Below are 16740 nucleotides of genomic sequence, written 5' to 3' on the forward strand. Positions count from 1 at the left end.
CAGTTCCCCAGTTCCTCAATTCCCCAGTTCCCCTTTCCTCGCCTGCCGCGCCGTCGCCAGGGCTACGCCAAGGGTCGCGATCGCCATGCCGGCGATCTGCAGCAGATTGAGCTGTTCGTTGAAAAGCAGCCAGGCGATGACCGCCGTTACGGCCGGCACCAGGTAGAACAGCGAGGCGACCTTCGACATCTCACCGTCCCTGATCATCACCATCAACAGGAATATGGCGCCGATCGACAGCACCAGGACCAGCCAGGCCATGGCGAAGATCAGCTCGCCATTGACGGTGACGGCGCGGGTCTCGAAGGCGAGCGAGCCTAGGATCATCACGGCGGAGCCGCCGACATACTGCCACATCGTCGCCGACACCAGATCGCCGCCGGAGGCATAGCGCTTCTGCCAGATGGTGCCGGCGCTCATGCCGAGCACGGAGACGAGCGAAGCCGTCAGTGTCGCCGGCGTGACGCCGCCGCCCAGCGCGCCCAGCTTCGGCCACAGCACGATGACGACGCCGAGAAGGCCGACGGCGAGGCCGGCCCAATGGCGCGGCAGGATCGCTTCGCCGAGGAACTTTCCGGCGAGCACGGCGGTGATCAACGGCTGCAGGCCGACAATCAGGGCCGATAGGCCGGCCGGCATGCCCCTGTGGATCGCCCAGAAGACGGCGCCGAGATAGACGCCATGCATGAGGACGCCGGCCACCGTCGCGTGCAGCGCCTCTTCGCGCGTCGCCTTGCGCGAGCCAAGCAGAACGGTCAGCCCCGCAAACAGGATCGCCGCGATCACGAAGCGGATGGCAAGGAAGGTGAAGGGTTCCGCCCAGGGCATGGCATAGCGCGCGCCGATGAAGCCGGTCGCCCACAGAACGACGAAGGAGGCGGGAATGAACCGCTTGATGCTCTGCATGGGGAAGGCTGCCGGGATGAACGGTTGATGACGGCAATTGCTCTAATGCCGTTCAATCCCGCAAGCAAAACGAAACGGTTGATCCATAAGCTAAGTTGAATTCATCAAACCGTGCCAACAGGGGCATGGCGCGTCGCCGCGCCATGGTAAGGCATGTTTTTGCATCTGGACACGACCTGGCTGTTGTTCGCCTTCGCGATCATCGCCGCCTTCGGCTTCTTCTTCGGCACGGCGCTCGACGCGATCATGAAGGAGAGCGGCTTCGGCCCGACCGGCAACACGCTGCTGTTCATCTTCGGCTTTTTCGTCGCGGTGGGGATCGCCAACAAGCATGGCATCAGCCTGAGCGATCTCAAGCTGGCGGTGGCCTGCGGGCTGGGCGGAGCCTTTGTCTTCATCAGCGTGCTGGCGCTGATCAAGGCCGGGATGGCGCGCCTCTAGCCGGCTAGAAGCCGACCAATCTTCTGACGTCCTGCGGCGACATGCCGGCCTCGCGGAGGGAGGCCAGGCCGGTGTCCTTGAAGCTCTTTGACAGTTTCCTGCCGTCCGCACCGAGGATCAGGCGGTGGTGGAAATAGCGCGGCTGCGGCAGGCCGAGCAGTTGCTGCAGCAGGCACTGCACCCCGGTCGCCGAATAGAGGTCCTGGCCGCGCACGACATGGCTGACACCCTGCAGCGCGTCGTCGACGACAACGGCGAGATGGTAACTGGTCGGGACGTCGCGGCGGGCGACGATGACGTCGCCCCAGGCCCGCGGTTGTGCTTCGATTGCTCGCGTCGCCGACATCGTCTCGTCGGTGAACTCCACCCATGACAAGCCGGCCGTGACGCGCGCCATTGCCGCCTCGACGTCGAGCCGCCAGGCGAAAGGCATGTTGTCCGCGATCCGCCGCTTGCGTTCCTGCACCGGCAAGTGCTTGTCGAGCGGCGGATAGAGCGGCACGCCGTCCGGATCGCGCGGCCAGTCGCGGCCGCCGGTCTCGGCGATGAAGGCGCGGATCTCGCCGCGACTCATGAAAGCGGGATAGACGAGTTCCTCGGCGATCAACCGGTCAAGCACCTCCCGGTATTCGGCGAAATGCTCGGACTGGCGACGCACCGGCAGTTCCCAACGCAATCCCAGCCATTCGAGGTCGCGAAAAATGCCGGCTTCGAATTCGGGCGTGCAGCGGGTGACATCGATATCCTCGATGCGCAGCAGCAGGCGCCCGCCGGTCTGCGCCGCCATCTTTTGGTTGAGCAGAGCCGAGTATGCATGGCCGAGATGCAATTCGCCATTGGGGCTCGGCGCGAAGCGGAATGTCAGGAGTGTCATATCTCGGGCGGTATTCGGGTTGAAAGGCGCTTCCGCCGGTTGCTAGTTAGCCATCAATTGCCATTTCGCGGGCGCCCTGGGAACAAGCAACGTGCAACGCATCGCCTCGCTGGACGACATTGCGACAGGGCTCGACGCGCTCTGCCGGATCGATCCGCGGCTGGCGACCGTGCGCGGCCGGGCGGGCGAAGTGCCGCTGCGGCTGTCGGAACCTGGCTTTCAGAGCCTCGCTTCCATTATCGTCTCACAGCAAGTTTCCCGCGCCAGCGCTGACGCCATTTTCGGGCGGCTGGTGAAGCTTGTCGATCCGCTGACGCCGCAGGCAATCCTTGCCGCCGGCGAGGGCGTGTTTCGCGAGGCCGGGCTGTCGCGGCCGAAACAGCGCGGACTGCTCGCCGTCGCCGAAGCGGTGGCCGGCGGGCTGGATCTCGATCACCTGTGCACGCTGGACGCCGGCGAGGCGATCGCAGCGATGACGGCCGTGCCCGGCATCGGCCCATGGACGGCCGAATGCTACCTTTTGTTTGCCGCCGGCCACCCAGATGTGTTTCCCGCGCGCGATGTCGCTTTGCAGACGGCGGTCGGGCATGCGCTCGGCATCGACCCGCGCCCGCCGGAGAAAATGCTTATCCGGCTGGCCGAATCATGGAGCCCGTATCGGGGTGTCGCGTCGCGGCTTTTTTGGGCCTATTACCGGGAATTGAAGGGCAGGGATGCGGCGCCGACTGTCGAAATGGCCAAAAAAGCCTGAAAATCATGCGGTTTTGGCGATTTCGACGCACGACAATCCGCTTCACATCCCTGTCATGTCGGGCTTACAGTATCCGCGCCGTTCGGTTCTAGAAGCAAGGAGGCGAAGGACGTGACGGTTGCCGTATCTCCGGATGGGCTTCCCGCGCTGGTGCTGAACGCGGACTACCGTCCGCTCAGCTATTACCCCCTGTCGCTCTGGTCGTGGCAGGACGCCATCAAGGCTGTGTTCCTCGACCGGGTGAACATTGTCGCCGAATACGAGCACGCCGTCTCTTCGCCGACCTTCTCGATGAAGCTGCCAAGCGTGGTCAGCCTCAAAGCCTATGTTAAGCCGTCCAGGCATCCCGCCTTCACGCGCTTCAACGTCTTCCTGCGCGACCGCTTCCAGTGCCAATATTGCGGAACGCCCGAGGATCTGACGTTCGACCATGTCATCCCGCGCCATCGTGGCGGAGCGACGACCTGGGAGAATGTCGTCGCCGCCTGTTCGCCCTGCAACCTTCGCAAGGGCGGCATGATGCCGGCCCAGGCCAAGATGTGGCCGCTGCAGAAACCCTATCAGCCGACGGTGCACGACCTGCACAACAACGGCCGCCTGTTCCCGCCCAACCATCTGCATGAAAGCTGGATGGATTATCTGTACTGGGATGTCGAACTGGAGCCTTAGAGTTCGGCACAAATTCGCCATGCTGGTCGCCTGCCGCAGCTTTCTGCGCTTCCGGTGCTCACGTACTTAAGTACGCTCCGCTCCGGTTCTCGAAAGCCGCGCCATCCGACTCAGCCTGCCGAATTTTTGCTCGAACTCTGCGTCGCGTTTCTCGATCAATTGGCTCAATCCCGCGCGAGCGCGCTGCGGAAGGCGACGGCGGCGAGGACGAGGCTGGCGATGGCATTCCAGCCGGCGAGCGACAGGCCGAGGATGCGAAGTGCGGCCTTGTCGCAGGAGGGCGGCACGAACTTGTCGAGCGCGTCGAGCACGCCCTTGCCTCCGGTGTCGACCGGACCGGCGCCGGCGGTGCAGTCGGCCGGACCTTTCCACCATGCCCATTCGACGCCCGAATGGTAGACGCCGAGATAGAGGCCGTAGAGCATCAGCAAGCCGCCGATCGCGAGCAGCCCGCGCGTCACCCAGGCCGGCGCGCGCAGCATCGAGGCAATCGCCGCCAGCACCATCAGCGGCACGCCGATATAGTAGGGCGTGCGCTGCTCCAGGCAGAGATGGCAGGGGATGTAGCCGCCGATATATTGGAAGGCGAGCGCCGAGCCGACCGTCGCGGCCATGGCGACGGCGAGAAACAGCGCCGCGCGCGTGCGCTGGCGTCCGGTGTCGGCATTCATGGTTGCGGTCATCTATTGGATCCGTTGTTGCGTCGCTACCCGTGGGCGTATCTGACGAGGATATAGAGCAAAATCAGGGCAGCGGCGCCGGCGCCGACAATCAATCCCAAGCGCTTTTCGATGAACTCCCTGATCTCCTCGCCATAGCGGCGCAGCAGCCAGGCAAGCAGCAGGAAACGCGCGCCGCGCGCCACGATCGCCAGCCCGATGAAGAGCAACAGATTGACGCCGATGACGCCGGACAGGATCGTCACCACCTTGATCGGCGGCAGATGGGCCGCGCCGGAGGTGACCAGCATCAGGATGATGAAACCGACGCCGGACGATGTGCGCAACTGCTCGAACTCGTCATATTTGCCGTAGAATTCGAGCACCGGCTTGGCGACCGCCTCATAGGCATAGTGGCCGATGAACCAGCCGGCGACGCCGCCCAGCACGGAGGCGACGGTGGCGATCAGCGCGTAGCGATAGGCGCGCTCGGGCTTCGACAGCGCCATCGGCAGGAACAGCACGTCGGCAGGCACCAGGAAGACCGAGCTTTCGACGAAGGCGATGAAGGCCAGCCACCATTCGGCCGATTTGCGCGCCGCCAGCGACAGGGTCCAGTCGTAAAGTCCGCGAAGCATCGGCTCTCCTAATGCGATTGACACAATTCCGGACGGAAAACCGCTGCGCTTTTCCTGGAACTGCCTAATGCATGTCACCCCAAACGGCGCAGCGGTTTTCGGCCACCGGCACGTACGAAACAAGGACCCAAAGCGCCGCAGCCGCCATTATCGACCGGGCACCTTAAACATTCGCCTCTCTAGAAAGATTTCCTGCGGCGCACAATGGCGGCGGTCCTTACAAGACCGCAGAACGCTGTTTGGCCGAAGCGGCGCCGGCAAATCCGCAACAGGCCAGTTGACGAAAGGCCGTCCAACCGTATAGTCCGCGCCCATCCAGGCCGCCCGGCCTGAGCCCCTATGGCGGAATTGGTAGACGCGCTCGACTCAAAATCGAGTTCCGCAAGGAGTGCTGGTTCGATCCCGGCTAGGGGCACCATTGACCCTTTATGGGCCAAGAAATTCAACTGAAGCAAGGGCTTAGAAGTCCCCTGAGGTACGACGTAAGGTACCGAGAGAGGGACAGTTATGGTCAACGTGACGATGAAGTATTTGCAGGAGCGACAGGGCAAGAAGCGCGGGACGCTTTCGTACCGATACCGCCGCCCGGTGCCCGGTGCGCTCAAGGAACATCTCGGAAAGGGTGAACTGGTCGTGCCGCTGGGCAAGACCCTTGTCGCAGCCACGAAGGCTTATGGAAAGGTCGACAAGAAGGTTGAGAAAGCGCTGGCCGAAGCATGGGATGCGGTGAACGGCAAGGTCAAGACGCCGAAGGTTCAGCCAACGAAGACGGCGCGAGAACTGTTCAACGATGCGATTGATCGGGCACGGGACCTTGGCATCAACCCATACCGTCATGAGGACGACGACAGCGACGACGCCGACGACGAGATGCGGGAGCAGATTGCAGACAGCATCGCGGACAAGTACCGCCCGAGCTACCGGGCAGCAGGCGGAGCCTATGCAACAGGCCTTGGTGATCCCGACAATCCAGATGATCACGACGACCCGGTGGGGATCACCAAAGCCGACACGGCGTTGCTCCGGGTTTTAATGACGTCAGACCCCAAGGCCCCTCCGGTCACGATCATGGACGCCAAGAAGCGTTATCTCCAGAACCGTTTTGCGCTTCGGGAACCCGGCGAACTGGAGCGGAAGAAGGATGAGCAGCGCGCTGACAGAGCGGCGGACGCAATCGTTGAGGCGCTGGGGCGGGTTCCGACCGTCGCAAGCATAACGCGGGAAGAGGCCCGGAAGGTGCAAGCGTATCTCAAGGGCAAGGTGGCTGCCGGGACGGTGGACCGTTATCTCAACGACATCCGGTCGATCATCAACCACGCTATTGCAGAGTTTCCCGACCTCCACGAATTGAAGAACCATTTCACAGGGCTGCCGATCCTCGCGGGCGGTCGCTGGGGAGGACCCACCGCAGACGAGGAAGGAAGGCCACTGACGGTCGAGGAGGCAACAGCAATCCGCGACAGGATTGAGAGATTGTCCAGGCAGCCCGATCTCATCCTTATCTGGCGGATGCTGGAGGGCACCGGCTGCCGCCTTGCGGAAGTGACCGGGCTGAGAGTTGTGGATGTCGTGGCGGATGGCAACATGCCCTACCTCGACATCAAGCCGCATGATCGGCGCGGGCTCAAGACCGTGGCGTCAATCCGCAGGGTGCCGCTGGTAGGTGACGCGCTTGATGCAACACGGGCGGCGCTCAAGCTGGTAGGCGACAGCGACATGCTGTTCCCGCGCTACGGGGTTGAGGGCGGCAACACGGCAGCTTCGGCGGCGCTCATGAAGCACGTTCGGGAGATCACCGATGACAAGTTGGCGCGGGTGCATTCGTTGCGCCACAACATGGCCGACAAGCTCAAGGTGGCAGGGGTCGAAGAGGCTGACCGGAAGCTCGTTCTCGGCCATGCGCTGGGCGGCGAAGGGAAGCGTTACGGCGGACCTGAGGCGAGGCTGGAGGTGGCAACAAGAGCCTTGCGGAAGGCGCTGGCGTAACTTGACGCCCGGTCATTACGGGGCATCGCCTACGTTCAGCAGGGTTGCGAGCCCGGTGATGACCTCACCCATCTCAAAAGGCTTGGCAATCATCAGGCTGTCGGAAACCGCTCGCGATGGCCAATCGCCCACACTGTCCCCGCTCATGTAGATCACCGGCAAAGCAGTGTTGATGTCCCGCATGTGGTGGGCAACATCCCAGCCAGTGGGGCCATCACCAAGTCGGATGTCTGTCAGCAGAGCCTCGACGCGTGCTGGATCGTCGTCAAAGGCTGCAATAGCATCAACCCCCCCAGTGACGGCGATGACCTCAAACCCAGCCTCGATCAACGAGTATTCTATATCCAAGAGGATGATGCTCTCATCCTCCACAAGGAGAACGACGATTGGTGCCATTGGAGAGCCAGCTTTGGTTTGAGTTCCCCACCAACCTAATGGACCAAACGCGCGATGGTTCCACAAAAAATTAACATGCGTTAATCTGGGAGCAGGACGCCCTCCTCCTTAGCGGCCAGTCTGAAGGTGCGCCTGACGTCCGACGGCATACGCCCTGTCGAGACCCTTGGCCGGTCGGCCCTATGCATCAGCCGGAAGTCCGGTGAACACATCGAACACCGTCCAGGTCCCATCCGGTTCTTGTCTCAGGTCATACCGCTGCTGCGCCATAGGGGTAACTCAGGGGCGCATCTTCTTCGGGGCCACCGCACGGAACAATTCTTCACCACGGAGCCCCCGTTGGTAGTGTGCGATCAGGTTAGTGGCCACGCCTTCGGCAAGCTCGCTTTTGCGGTCTATGCGACCCCGAGCGCAGATTTGGCCAAAGATGTCCCGGAGAAGCGACACTTCTTCAGGCTCGAAGACACCGTCATCGGCGAGGCGTGTTATCGGCATTTGCCCCCTGCCCCAATACTTTTTTGGCATGATCATTCGGGAGGCAGCAGGAGCCTGTCATTAACATATGATGGGGTCGGAATATTTGGCAGAAAAATCTGAGCGGGTGATCGGATAATAGGCACGCGCGCCGACCCCCTCCGTACCCCCCTCGGGTTCCACGACAAGAGGCCCGAGCGGTTCCCCTGCGGTGCTTCGACGGTGGGGAATACCCTGACCACTAGCTCTACCTAACAGGCACGCCTGCATGTCTAAGCCTCGCGTCCGTGACCCTTATGGTGACCACTAGCTATGGCGGGCGTGCACAAATCTATACCTTGGTGAACATATCGCTTGACTTGTGCACTATTCGTCCACTAAGTGGTGTTCACCAACGCTCTTAGAGGAAAGTGAACAGCCATGCTCATCGGATATGCGCGCGTCAGCTCGACCGGCCAAGACCTCGACACCCAGCTTGAGAAGCTGACGGCTGCCGGAGCCGAGAAGGTCTTCAGCGAGAAGAGGTCCGGCTTGGACGAGACGCGACCAGAACTTGAGAAGGCGCTTGGGTTCGCTCGTGAGGGTGACGTATTCGTGGTGACCAAGGTGGACCGGCTGGCGAGATCAGCGGCACACCTCCACCAGATCGTCAGGGACCTCGACAAGAAGGGTGTCGGTTTCAAGGTGCTGGACGACGCCTCGCTGGACACGACCACCCGGACGGGGAAGTTGGTGTTTGGCATCCTCGCCAGCATCGCCGAGTTTGAGACGGCCCTGAGGAAAGAGCGGCAGATGGAAGGCATCGCCAAGGCCAAGGCCCAAGCCCAGGCCAAGGGGGAGGCGTGGAAGACTGGCAGGCCGGTGACCCTCGACCATGACCTGATCAAGGCTCTGAAGGCCGAGGGACGGTCTGTGAGGCAGATCGCCAAGCAAGCCGGGTGTTCCCCTTCAGCGGTCCAGAAGGTTCTCACTGCGGCGGGGGCTTAAGGCCTCCACTAGGACTACGGAGGCGATTTAGGACACCACTAGGTCTAGGAAGGCGCTGCGGCCTATTACCCATCCCACTAGCTAGGGGAGGCGATAAAGGCCCCCACTAGCACTGAGCAGGGCTCCGACCCGCAACGGTGGCAGTCACCACCCGCCGGGCGTCATGGTGTTACAGACAAACCATACCACTAGGACTACGGAGGGGATTAACCCCCCTACTAGCACTATGCAGGTCAGACCCTTACCCCCTCCACCAGGACTACCCAACGCTCTTCACCCGAGCTGATCACCCTGTTGAAGACCTGACAGGCACCCTCGTTGCTCCTTCTGGGGGCGTTTGGAGGTGTCTCCGGGGCGGTCAGCTTTGGTGAGGCGCGTGTCTGCCTATCCGTGTCTTTGATGGTGGACGATCCTGAATGTTTCGAGGTGGACAATCCAGCCAATCACCCCCAGCCAACTAGCGAGAAGGAAGCAAGACAACGACATGACGGAAGTGACATGAGCGCCGGGGAAACCCTCAGGCAACTTACAGAGCAATTCACAGGTCCCACCTTAGGCCCCTCAGAGATGAACCTTCAGGACATCGAGGCGGTGGCCGAGTTGTTCCAACCGAGGGGCGGCATTAGCGAGCGGCATGTGTCGGAACTGATGAAGGCCATCAAGGCGATCGGAGCCCTCGACCCGGTGACCGTCATGATGGTCGGGAAGAGGGCTATCCTGATCGACGGGCACCACCGCGTTGAAGCCTACAGCGCCGCCAAGTGGTCCCACGCGGTGCCCGTTAGATACTTCGAGGGGACACCTGAGGAGGCGGTTTTGGCGGCTGGAGAGGCCAACTCCAAAGCCAAGCTGCCGATGGACAACACCGACCGTCAGAACTTCGCTTGGCGGCTGGTTCTGATCGACCGGCACAGCATCGCGAAGGTTGCCAGAGCGTCGGGTATTTCGCCGGCTCAAGTGACCATCATGAGGCGCGCTAAGAAGACCTTGGGGGAAGAGGCGGGGGACCACGGGTCGTGGTTCAGGGCTCGCCTTGCAGCCAATGGAAAGGACCTCGTTTGCACAAGAGACACCGATGAACGGGAGCAATGGATGGAACAACTGGCTGACCGATACGCCGATGAACTGACCAAGAAGTTCTCGACCAAGTTGGCACTCAATCCCGAGGTCGCTGCCATGGCGTTGGCGAGCTACTTCGGACGGAAGCTGCCCGAGGTCTACGGGTTCCTCAGGGAGCATCTAAGCGAGGACGACAGGGTGGCCATCGAGGTCGACAACGACGAGTTCTGAGGCCCGGCCTCCCTAATCACTACGGTCCCTAATTTAGGGATGTAGGGCGCTCCGTCATGGGGCGCTCTTTCCACATCAAGGCACGAAAGGAGACGATGAGCCCAGATGCGAAAGCGCTAGTCACGCTGAGGTCCCCAGGATGGGACCCGAACGACCACGTAGACCGATACACCACCCATGAGGCCGTCACGGCGTTCATGGCGCAATACCTCGACCAGCACCCGGACGGCAGACCGCTGTACCAGAAGGCCAGCCCGGTCGACACATGGACAGGGCCGAGGAACGCAGCCGGCGATCAGACCTTCCGTCCGTCGCTCTGGGCCATCCTCGACACCGTGGCCGATGCCGGCGACCTGACACCCAAACAGGTGGTGCATCTGGTCATGACCTCGACCGACAACGAGAGCTATACCCCTGAGGATTGGGCCGAGATGGTCGCGGGCAAGATTGCAGCGGCCAAGGCTAAGCGTGACGCAGACCGGCGAAGCAAGCGCGATAGCCTCGACAACGTCGACAGAGCCGAGCGAGGGGGCCGGGAACGGCTGACGCTCAACCACATACCGGGCCAGCGGGTAATCCCCGATGAGGCTCTTTCACACCGCGCCAAGATGCGCCGAACTAAATCATTGAAGGAGGCGAAGGAGCGGCGAGACCGGAGGCGGAAGGCTGCCGAGGGTGTCGTGATCCAGCCACGTAAGGAGGAATGGCGGGCGATGAACCCCGAGCAAGTGAAGCAGTATCACCAGACCATCGACCGGCTTGTTGCCATGGGAACCCTCGACCCATCTGCGGTCGATGATGAGAATGCCGAGGGGTCACCGATTGCGTACCTCTACCGGATGGGCCGGATGACCTCGAAGGGAGACCGAGCGTGACCCCGGATTGGATCAGGCGGCGGGAGTGGGTCGCGACGTATCCCACGCGGGAGGCGGCTCTTGCCTTGGTCGAATGGATCAAGGCCGACGACTGGGAGAGCGTGTCTGAGCTTGACCGGAGGCTGGCAGGGATCGGCATCGACTGGACCGACAGCTTCTCCGTGGCTGCCCAGCGGTGCTTCGAGGTCTACGGCTACCCACACCTTCAGGATTTGGTAGTGGCGAGGAAGATCACTGAAGCCTTTATGCGTCCCAGCCCCGCAGCGCCACGGGAAGGGGTCGCCGGAGGCAGCGACGAGCTTTCCCGCCCAGTCACCCCAGCCGCGCCTAGCGAGCATCCTGAGCGTCCTGTGGCGACGACCTACGGGTTCACGCCCAGGCGCTGACCCAACCACAACGAAACCAACTCTACCCGCACCCGGTGCAATGTCGCGCCGGGGGCGATCAACCATGACTAGAAGGAAATGAACCAACATGAACGATTTCAGCAACGCCAGCGGCCTCGTCACCACCGGCCACACCGATATCCGGGCTCAGGAAGCGCGGGAGAGGCAGGCCCTCGAAGACCGCGTGGCCCAGATGCGGCGCGATCATGAGCAGTCAGAGAAAGACCGGCAGGACGCGCATTTCAAGGAGCAGATCGCGGCCCAGACGGAAGCGGGCTTGCGGGCGAACCAGCAGCTCCAGGCACAGCGCATGGGGATCGTCAACACAGGGCAAGCTCTGACCGAGGGACAGAAGGCCCAGATCGCGGCCGCTAAGCCCATGAACGGATCAGCGCCGCAGGCCCTCGTTGATCAGCTTGCGGTGACCGTTGGCGGCATCCAATTGGGACCTCAGCAGGCCAAGGACATGGCGGCGCGTGGAGAGATCAGCCAGGGCGATTACGTGACGGCAGTCAACGCGGCTCTGGTCCCCTATGGCTATTCTTTCAGGTAGCCCCAGCGGTCGAGACAGGCGGGGTCGACAAGGCCCCGTTACCGACTGGGGAAGAAAGCGCCGCCGACAGCGAGGAACTGGCCGACGACGAGAAGGAAGAGAAGCAGCATGCAGAATTTGTGCGCATGGCCGACCAGAGCCTTGACCGCTTCAGGGACACCCACAGCGAGGCCCAGCAGCAATTCATTGTGGACGCCTTCGTGGAGACCGGAGAAATCCCGACCGGGGAAGCCTTTGGGATCGAGGAGGTGGAGGCGGCTGTGGTGGAAACTGCATTCACTCAGCACCTCGATAGGAACGTACTGCGGCAGCATGGGCTGACGCTTCAGACCTACTTCGAGCATGTCGACAAGGCCGATTACCCGGCGCTGCGCCGGGCTGCCGCCAAGGGCGAATGGCACGTCTTCCATGGGCATGCCCAAGCCATAGCAGCGGCTCGGAAGGCGGGAACGGCTTTCGCTGACTGACGACTTTCCTGCCCCCGATGCGCCGCCCCAAGAGGTGTGTCGGGGGCGGGGGCCTTGCGGACGAAATCGCTCCACTGGCGGGATGTCTCCGCTGCCGGAACTATTCCGCTGGTGCATTGAATATTCCTGATTTGACGGCCTCGCTGCCCGCTCGCTATCCGATGGACGACCACGCCAGAGCGGCGCGGTGACAACAGGAGCTAGACCAAATGCGGATTGAGCAGATCATTGACTTCGACGCCCTCAGGGCTGGCTTTGCCGAGTGGTGGAAGGGCCATCTCGAAATGGTCAAGGACAACTTTGGCGAGGGCGAGACCTATGTGGAGGCGGTGCGGCTGCTCGACGAAGACCCATTGCAGGCGCTGCAGTGGTATGTCGAGGACATGCGGCGCGGCTTACGAGCGGCTTGACACGAGGTACGACCACCACTACCCATTGAGGTACGACGCAGCTTAGGAACCTCAGAGGACGACTTCCCTTAAGCAGTTGAATTGCCGACTGAATATCGCGCTATATTGCCCGGTTCGATTTAGTCGACCAAGCCCGGCTAGGGGCACCATCCTTCGCTATGCGAGCTTCGGATGGCAGGCCACCTTTACGAAGCTTCGGATGGCAGGCCGTTTCCCCCAACGAGCTTCGCATGGCAGGCCATCCGAAGGCCCTACCGCATATTCCCCGTGTGCCCCTGCGAGTAGCGCCCCGGCTGCGGCCACACCGTCAGGCCATGCGGCTCCGCGCCGACGCGGATTTTCGTCACGGCGCCGCTCATCGTGTCGATCATATAGACCTCGCTGTCGAAGCGGCCCGACAGCCATAGCTGCCTGCCGTCGGCGCTGACATTGCCCATGTCGGGGCTGCCGCCGCCGGGGATCGGCCATTGCGCGACCACGGCGCGGGTGGCGAAGTCGATCACCGTGACGCTGCCCGGACCCCTGGCCTTGCCCTGCTCCATCTTGTGCGAGCCGCGGTTCGAGACGTAGAGCCGCTTGCCGTCGCGGCTGACGACGAAGCCGTGCGCGCCGATGCCGGTTGGGATGAAGCCGATTTCCCGAAAATTGTCGCCGTCGACCAGGAACACGCCGTCATTCATCATGTCGGCGACGTAGAAAACCTTGCCGTCGGGCGACAGGCGGATGTCCTGTGGCATGCCCATCCTGGAGAAGTCGAGGCGGCCGAGCAGCTTCTGGTTCTTCAGGTCGATCTTGGCCAGGCCGCCGTCGCCGTATTCGCAGGTGAAGATCGCATAGGAGCCGTCGGCAGAGAAGTCGGCATGGTTGATGCCCGGGCAAGTCGGCGTCGGCAGGCTCGATTTCAACGCCATGGTGTGCGGGTCGCGAAAATCGAGCTGCTGCATCGCCTCGTCGACGACGATTGCCGCGCTGCCGTCCGGCATGAAATACAGATTGTAGGGGTCGTCGACCGGAATCTGCTGGCCGGGCTTGGCCGTCATCGGGTCGATCGGCGTCAGGCTGCCGTTGCTGCCGGTGCCGTTGTTGGCGACCCACAGCGTCTTCAAATCCCAGGACGGCACGACATGCTGCGGTTTGCTGCCGACCGGGAAGCGGCCGACCTCCTTCAAGGTGACGGTGTCGATCACCGAGACGGAGTTTGAGGAGCGGTTCGGCACATAGACGCGCGGCAGCGCGCCGGCCGTGGCGGGGCTCAGATGGCCGGCGGTGGTCTGGCTGTAGATGTTGACCGGAGGAGGCGCCGGATCGGAGCAATCCTCCGGGCAGGTATCGGCCACGGCTCGAGCCGGAAACACGGCGAGCAGGACAAGCGGCGCACAAAGGCGGGCGAAGCGCAGGACGATATCGATCATTTGAAGTGCTTTGTGGTGAAGGCAGGCCGGGTCCGGCCGCCGCAAGCCATAGCCGGTGTCTCGCCGCCCATCTAGCGCCTTTTCAGCAGGCTCCGCATGCGGTTGCGCAGGATGCGCGCCTTGTTGCGGGTCTCGCGGTAGAGATGCAGTTGCGAGGCGGCCTGACGCGCCAGCCGGTCGGCGTCCGGCGTCAGCCCGATCACCAGCGTGCCCATCGGCTTGCGCTCGCTCCACAGACGGCTCATCACCGGATGGTCCGGAACCGCGCAGGAATCGGTCATGACGATGTTGGGATCGTCGAGATGCTGCCTGGTCACCTCGATCATCAAAAGCGTGCCCGGCGAATAGCCGGAGAGCGCCTCGTCATAGGCCGTCTTCCAGGTATAGGCGATGCCGGCCTCGACGAAGACGACCAGGCAGGCGATGGTGCGGCCGTCGAGCGTCAGCAAATGGATGCGGCACATGTCCTGCTCGGCCAGCCTGTGCACGGCCTCGCGGGCGAAGGCGGCGCGGTAGCGGTCGATCGCCATCGCGGTGCGCTCGCGGCCTTTCCAGCCGGCCGCTTCCAGCGTCAGGAAGCTTTCGATGGCGTGGCGGATTTCGTCCGGCCCGCGCGCCACGACGTGCTCGAGCCTGCCTTGATCGGCAAGGCGCCGCTTCAGGCGGCGGAATTCGCGATAGTGGTGCGCGCGCAGCGAGGCCTTGAGATAGTCCTCGCCGTCGGCATCGCTTTCCAGCACCGGCCGCTCGACCTTGCCGGTGGTCACCATGGTCAAGCCGCGGCTGTCGGCAAAGGAGGTGAGCAGGCTCGCCACCGGACCGTCGAGGCGCATATCGGGCAGCACGAAGACTTTTGGCAGCTTGAGATGCGGCCGCGACAGCATCGAGAAGAAATCCTCGATGACGCCGACCGGGTCGTCGCGGTCGACCAGCGGCGTGCCGAGCGGGCCGAACGGGCTCGACCATGTGCGCATCACCGGGACGCCGAGCGGGATCGCCGGCCGCTCGACCGAGAACGGCGCCAGGAGGCGCAGCCGGTTGCGGTATTCGTCGCCGTCGCGGATGACGGCCAGCCGCACCTCGCGGTCTTCCAGCCGCGGCATCGCCGGCGCCAGGAAGCGCGGGTTGAAGAAGACGTTCGGCTCGATCGTGCGGGCGCTGAGATAGTCGAGCTCCTCGACAAGGTCGAAGCCGGCCGAGGCCGGATAGATGGCCAGCTTGCGCTCCGGCCTGTTGCTGGCGAAGAGCTCGATATGGGCGGGGTCGACCTCGCGCGCCAGGCCGGCAAGGTTGGAGACCATGGCGCCGGCGGGGCCGCCGCTGGTCTCCTCGAGCAACGGGACGGCGGCCATCAGGCGACTTCCTTGTTTGCAGGCACGAAGATCGCCATCACGATGCCGAGCTTGCGCCAGACGGTGAAGGAGAGCGCGCTGGCCTCGAAGACCATGGCGAGGCTGGTGGCGATTGCCGCGCCCCAGAGGCCGAACAGCGGAATGAGGATCACGTTGAGGCCGATGTTGAGCGCAAGCGTCATGGCATAGACGGCGGCGCAGATGTTCTGGTTGCCGCTCATGGTGAGCAGGCTTTCGCAGGGGCCGACGGCGGCGCGCGCCACGACGCCCAGCACCAGCAGGAAGAGCAGTGGGTAGCCGGCGGCGAATTCGGGGCCGAACAGCACCAGCATCGGCTCGCCCAGCGCCAGCACCATCAGCGCCATCAGCAGCGAGGGCCAGAAGGTCCAGGAGACGGTCTCGCGGGCGAAGGCGGCGAGCCGATGCGGCTCGCCATGGGTGAACTGGGCGTAGCGCTGGGCAACGCCGGCCTTGACCGCGAAATAAACGAAATGCACCAGCGCCAGCGTCTTCACCGTGGCGAAATAGACGGCGACGTCATTGGGATCGAGATACGCGCCAACCATCAGCACGTCGGCATTGGTGAGCAGGAAGAAGAAGCCCTCGACCAGGAAGATCGGCAGTGAGACGAGGATCCACTGGCCGAAATGCACCGCCATCGGCCCGGCCGGTATCTTTTTCTCCATGCGCGAGGTGACGGCCATCAGCTGGCCGAGCGTGGTGACATAGGTTGCGGCGATCGAGGCGAAGATCGCGGTCTTGGCGTCGGGCACGTAGTGCAGGCCAAGCATCAGCGCCATGAACGCCAGGATCAGCATCGGCCGCACCAGATAGGTGGGCGACAGCGCCAGCAGCGCCCAGGAATTGGCGCGCGCCAGCCCTTGCAGGAGATCGCCGAGCGCGATCATCGGCAGGCAGATGACACCGAGGATGAAGGGGACGACGTAGTAGTTCTCGATCCAGTCCGAGGCGAGCCACACGCCAAGCGCGCCGAGGCCGGCCACCAGCGTCGAGGCGACGAGCACGAACAGGCGGCTCGCCTGCACGATGCCGCGCAGCTCGGCCTGCATGCCGCGCTCGCGATATTCGGGAATGAAGCGGATGACCGAGGTGTGGAAGCCGAGGCAGGCGAGATTGCCGACGATGACCATCGTCACCCAGACCAGCACCGAGATGCCGTATTCGAACGAGCCCATCCAGCGCGCCATCAGCAC

Annotated in this window: 19 protein-coding genes and 1 tRNA gene; 11 read left to right on the forward strand and 9 right to left on the reverse strand. The window is 63.1% G+C overall.

Annotated elements, in window-relative coordinates; genetic code table 11:
• Positions 1–15 precede the first annotated feature (15 nt).
• Entirely contained in the window at positions 16–906 is an 891-nt protein-coding gene (locus FJ980_RS24395) for a DMT family transporter (protein ID WP_140546275.1), read from the reverse strand.
• A gap of 153 nt (positions 907–1059) precedes the next feature.
• On the opposite strand from FJ980_RS24395, the gene FJ980_RS24400 reads away from it, so the two are divergent.
• Positions 1060–1347: a hypothetical protein gene (locus tag FJ980_RS24400; RefSeq protein ID WP_140546276.1), complete on the forward strand. Its 288-nt coding sequence runs from the start codon at positions 1060–1062 to the stop codon at positions 1345–1347.
• 4 nt (positions 1348–1351) lie between these two features.
• Here the strand turns inward: FJ980_RS24400 and gluQRS are convergent, their stop codons facing one another.
• Positions 1352–2221, reverse strand: coding sequence for a tRNA glutamyl-Q(34) synthetase GluQRS (gluQRS, locus tag FJ980_RS24405; protein ID WP_140546277.1), 870 nt, complete (start codon positions 2219–2221; stop codon positions 1352–1354).
• A gap of 91 nt (positions 2222–2312) precedes the next feature.
• Here gluQRS and FJ980_RS24410 point away from each other — a divergent pair, with 91 nt between their 5' ends.
• Together FJ980_RS24410 and FJ980_RS24415 are read left to right on the forward strand one after the other, a co-directional pair.
• Complete coding sequence (locus tag FJ980_RS24410; protein ID WP_140546278.1) at positions 2313–2972, forward strand: DNA-3-methyladenine glycosylase; 660 nt, start codon at positions 2313–2315, stop codon at positions 2970–2972.
• Between the two features lie 111 nt (positions 2973–3083).
• Positions 3084–3641, forward strand: coding sequence for an HNH endonuclease (locus FJ980_RS24415; RefSeq protein ID WP_027167440.1), 558 nt, complete (start codon positions 3084–3086; stop codon positions 3639–3641).
• 164 nt (positions 3642–3805) lie between these two features.
• Here FJ980_RS24415 and FJ980_RS24420 read toward each other — a convergent pair whose 3' ends face one another.
• Entirely contained in the window at positions 3806–4324 is a 519-nt protein-coding gene (locus tag FJ980_RS24420; protein WP_140546279.1) for a disulfide bond formation protein B, read from the reverse strand.
• Positions 4325–4347: 23 nt separating this feature from the next.
• The gene (locus FJ980_RS24425) at positions 4348–4938 is read right to left on the reverse strand and encodes a YqaA family protein (protein ID WP_140546280.1); all 591 of its coding nucleotides are present in this window, start codon (positions 4936–4938) and stop codon (positions 4348–4350) included.
• Between the two features lie 333 nt (positions 4939–5271).
• Here FJ980_RS24425 and FJ980_RS24430 point away from each other — a divergent pair.
• Positions 5272–5356: transfer RNA gene (locus tag FJ980_RS24430), tRNA-Leu, on the forward strand.
• Positions 5357–5445: 89 nt separating this feature from the next.
• Entirely contained in the window at positions 5446–6924 is a 1479-nt protein-coding gene (locus FJ980_RS24435) for a tyrosine-type recombinase/integrase (protein WP_140546281.1), read from the forward strand.
• 15 nt (positions 6925–6939) lie between these two features.
• On the opposite strand, the gene FJ980_RS24440 is transcribed toward FJ980_RS24435, so the two are convergent.
• The gene (locus FJ980_RS24440) at positions 6940–7320 is read right to left on the reverse strand and encodes a response regulator (protein ID WP_140546282.1); all 381 of its coding nucleotides are present in this window, start codon (positions 7318–7320) and stop codon (positions 6940–6942) included.
• An 894-nt stretch (positions 7321–8214) separates the two neighbouring features.
• Here FJ980_RS24440 and FJ980_RS24445 point away from each other — a divergent pair.
• The 5 genes from FJ980_RS24445 to FJ980_RS24465 all read left to right on the forward strand — a co-directional run bounded on the left by FJ980_RS24445 (position 8215) and on the right by FJ980_RS24465 (position 11885).
• Entirely contained in the window at positions 8215–8781 is a 567-nt protein-coding gene (locus FJ980_RS24445; RefSeq protein WP_140546283.1) for a recombinase family protein, read from the forward strand.
• 498 nt (positions 8782–9279) lie between these two features.
• Positions 9280–10071 (forward strand): ParB N-terminal domain-containing protein, encoded by a 792-nt coding sequence (locus FJ980_RS24450; RefSeq protein WP_181181300.1) that lies wholly within the window; start codon positions 9280–9282, stop codon positions 10069–10071.
• 197 nt (positions 10072–10268) lie between these two features.
• The gene (locus FJ980_RS24455) at positions 10269–10946 is read left to right on the forward strand and encodes a hypothetical protein (protein ID WP_140546285.1); all 678 of its coding nucleotides are present in this window, start codon (positions 10269–10271) and stop codon (positions 10944–10946) included.
• Positions 10943–11332 (forward strand): hypothetical protein, encoded by a 390-nt coding sequence (locus FJ980_RS24460; protein ID WP_140546286.1) that lies wholly within the window; start codon positions 10943–10945, stop codon positions 11330–11332. The genes FJ980_RS24455 and FJ980_RS24460 overlap by 4 nt, the downstream gene beginning before the upstream one ends.
• Before the next feature lie 88 nt (positions 11333–11420).
• Positions 11421–11885 (forward strand): hypothetical protein, encoded by a 465-nt coding sequence (locus FJ980_RS24465; RefSeq protein ID WP_140546287.1) that lies wholly within the window; start codon positions 11421–11423, stop codon positions 11883–11885.
• A gap of 38 nt (positions 11886–11923) precedes the next feature.
• Here FJ980_RS24465 and FJ980_RS24470 read toward each other — a convergent pair whose 3' ends face one another.
• On the reverse strand, positions 11924–12295 hold the full coding sequence (locus tag FJ980_RS24470; protein ID WP_140546288.1) for a hypothetical protein: 372 nt from the start codon (positions 12293–12295) through the stop codon (positions 11924–11926).
• 266 nt (positions 12296–12561) lie between these two features.
• Here FJ980_RS24470 and FJ980_RS24475 point away from each other — a divergent pair, with 266 nt between their 5' ends.
• A complete protein-coding gene (locus tag FJ980_RS24475) occupies positions 12562–12762 on the forward strand; it encodes a hypothetical protein (protein WP_140546289.1) in 201 nt (66 codons plus the stop codon).
• A gap of 251 nt (positions 12763–13013) precedes the next feature.
• On the opposite strand, the gene FJ980_RS24480 is transcribed toward FJ980_RS24475, so the two are convergent.
• The 3 genes from FJ980_RS24480 to FJ980_RS24490 all read right to left on the reverse strand — a co-directional run.
• Positions 13014–14174 carry a YncE family protein gene (locus FJ980_RS24480; protein WP_140546290.1) on the reverse strand — a complete coding sequence of 387 codons (1161 nt, stop codon included), beginning with the start codon at positions 14172–14174 and terminating at the stop codon, positions 13014–13016.
• 71 nt (positions 14175–14245) lie between these two features.
• Positions 14246–15526 (reverse strand): GNAT family N-acetyltransferase, encoded by a 1281-nt coding sequence (locus FJ980_RS24485; RefSeq protein ID WP_140546291.1) that lies wholly within the window; start codon positions 15524–15526, stop codon positions 14246–14248.
• The coding region (locus FJ980_RS24490) for a lipopolysaccharide biosynthesis protein (RefSeq protein WP_140546292.1) at positions 15526–16740 on the reverse strand (1215 nt) is incomplete at its 5' end. The genes FJ980_RS24485 and FJ980_RS24490, both read right to left, overlap by 1 nt.

It is taken from the genome of Mesorhizobium sp. B1-1-5 (assembly GCF_006443065.1).
GTDB lineage: Bacteria > Pseudomonadota > Alphaproteobacteria > Rhizobiales > Rhizobiaceae > Mesorhizobium.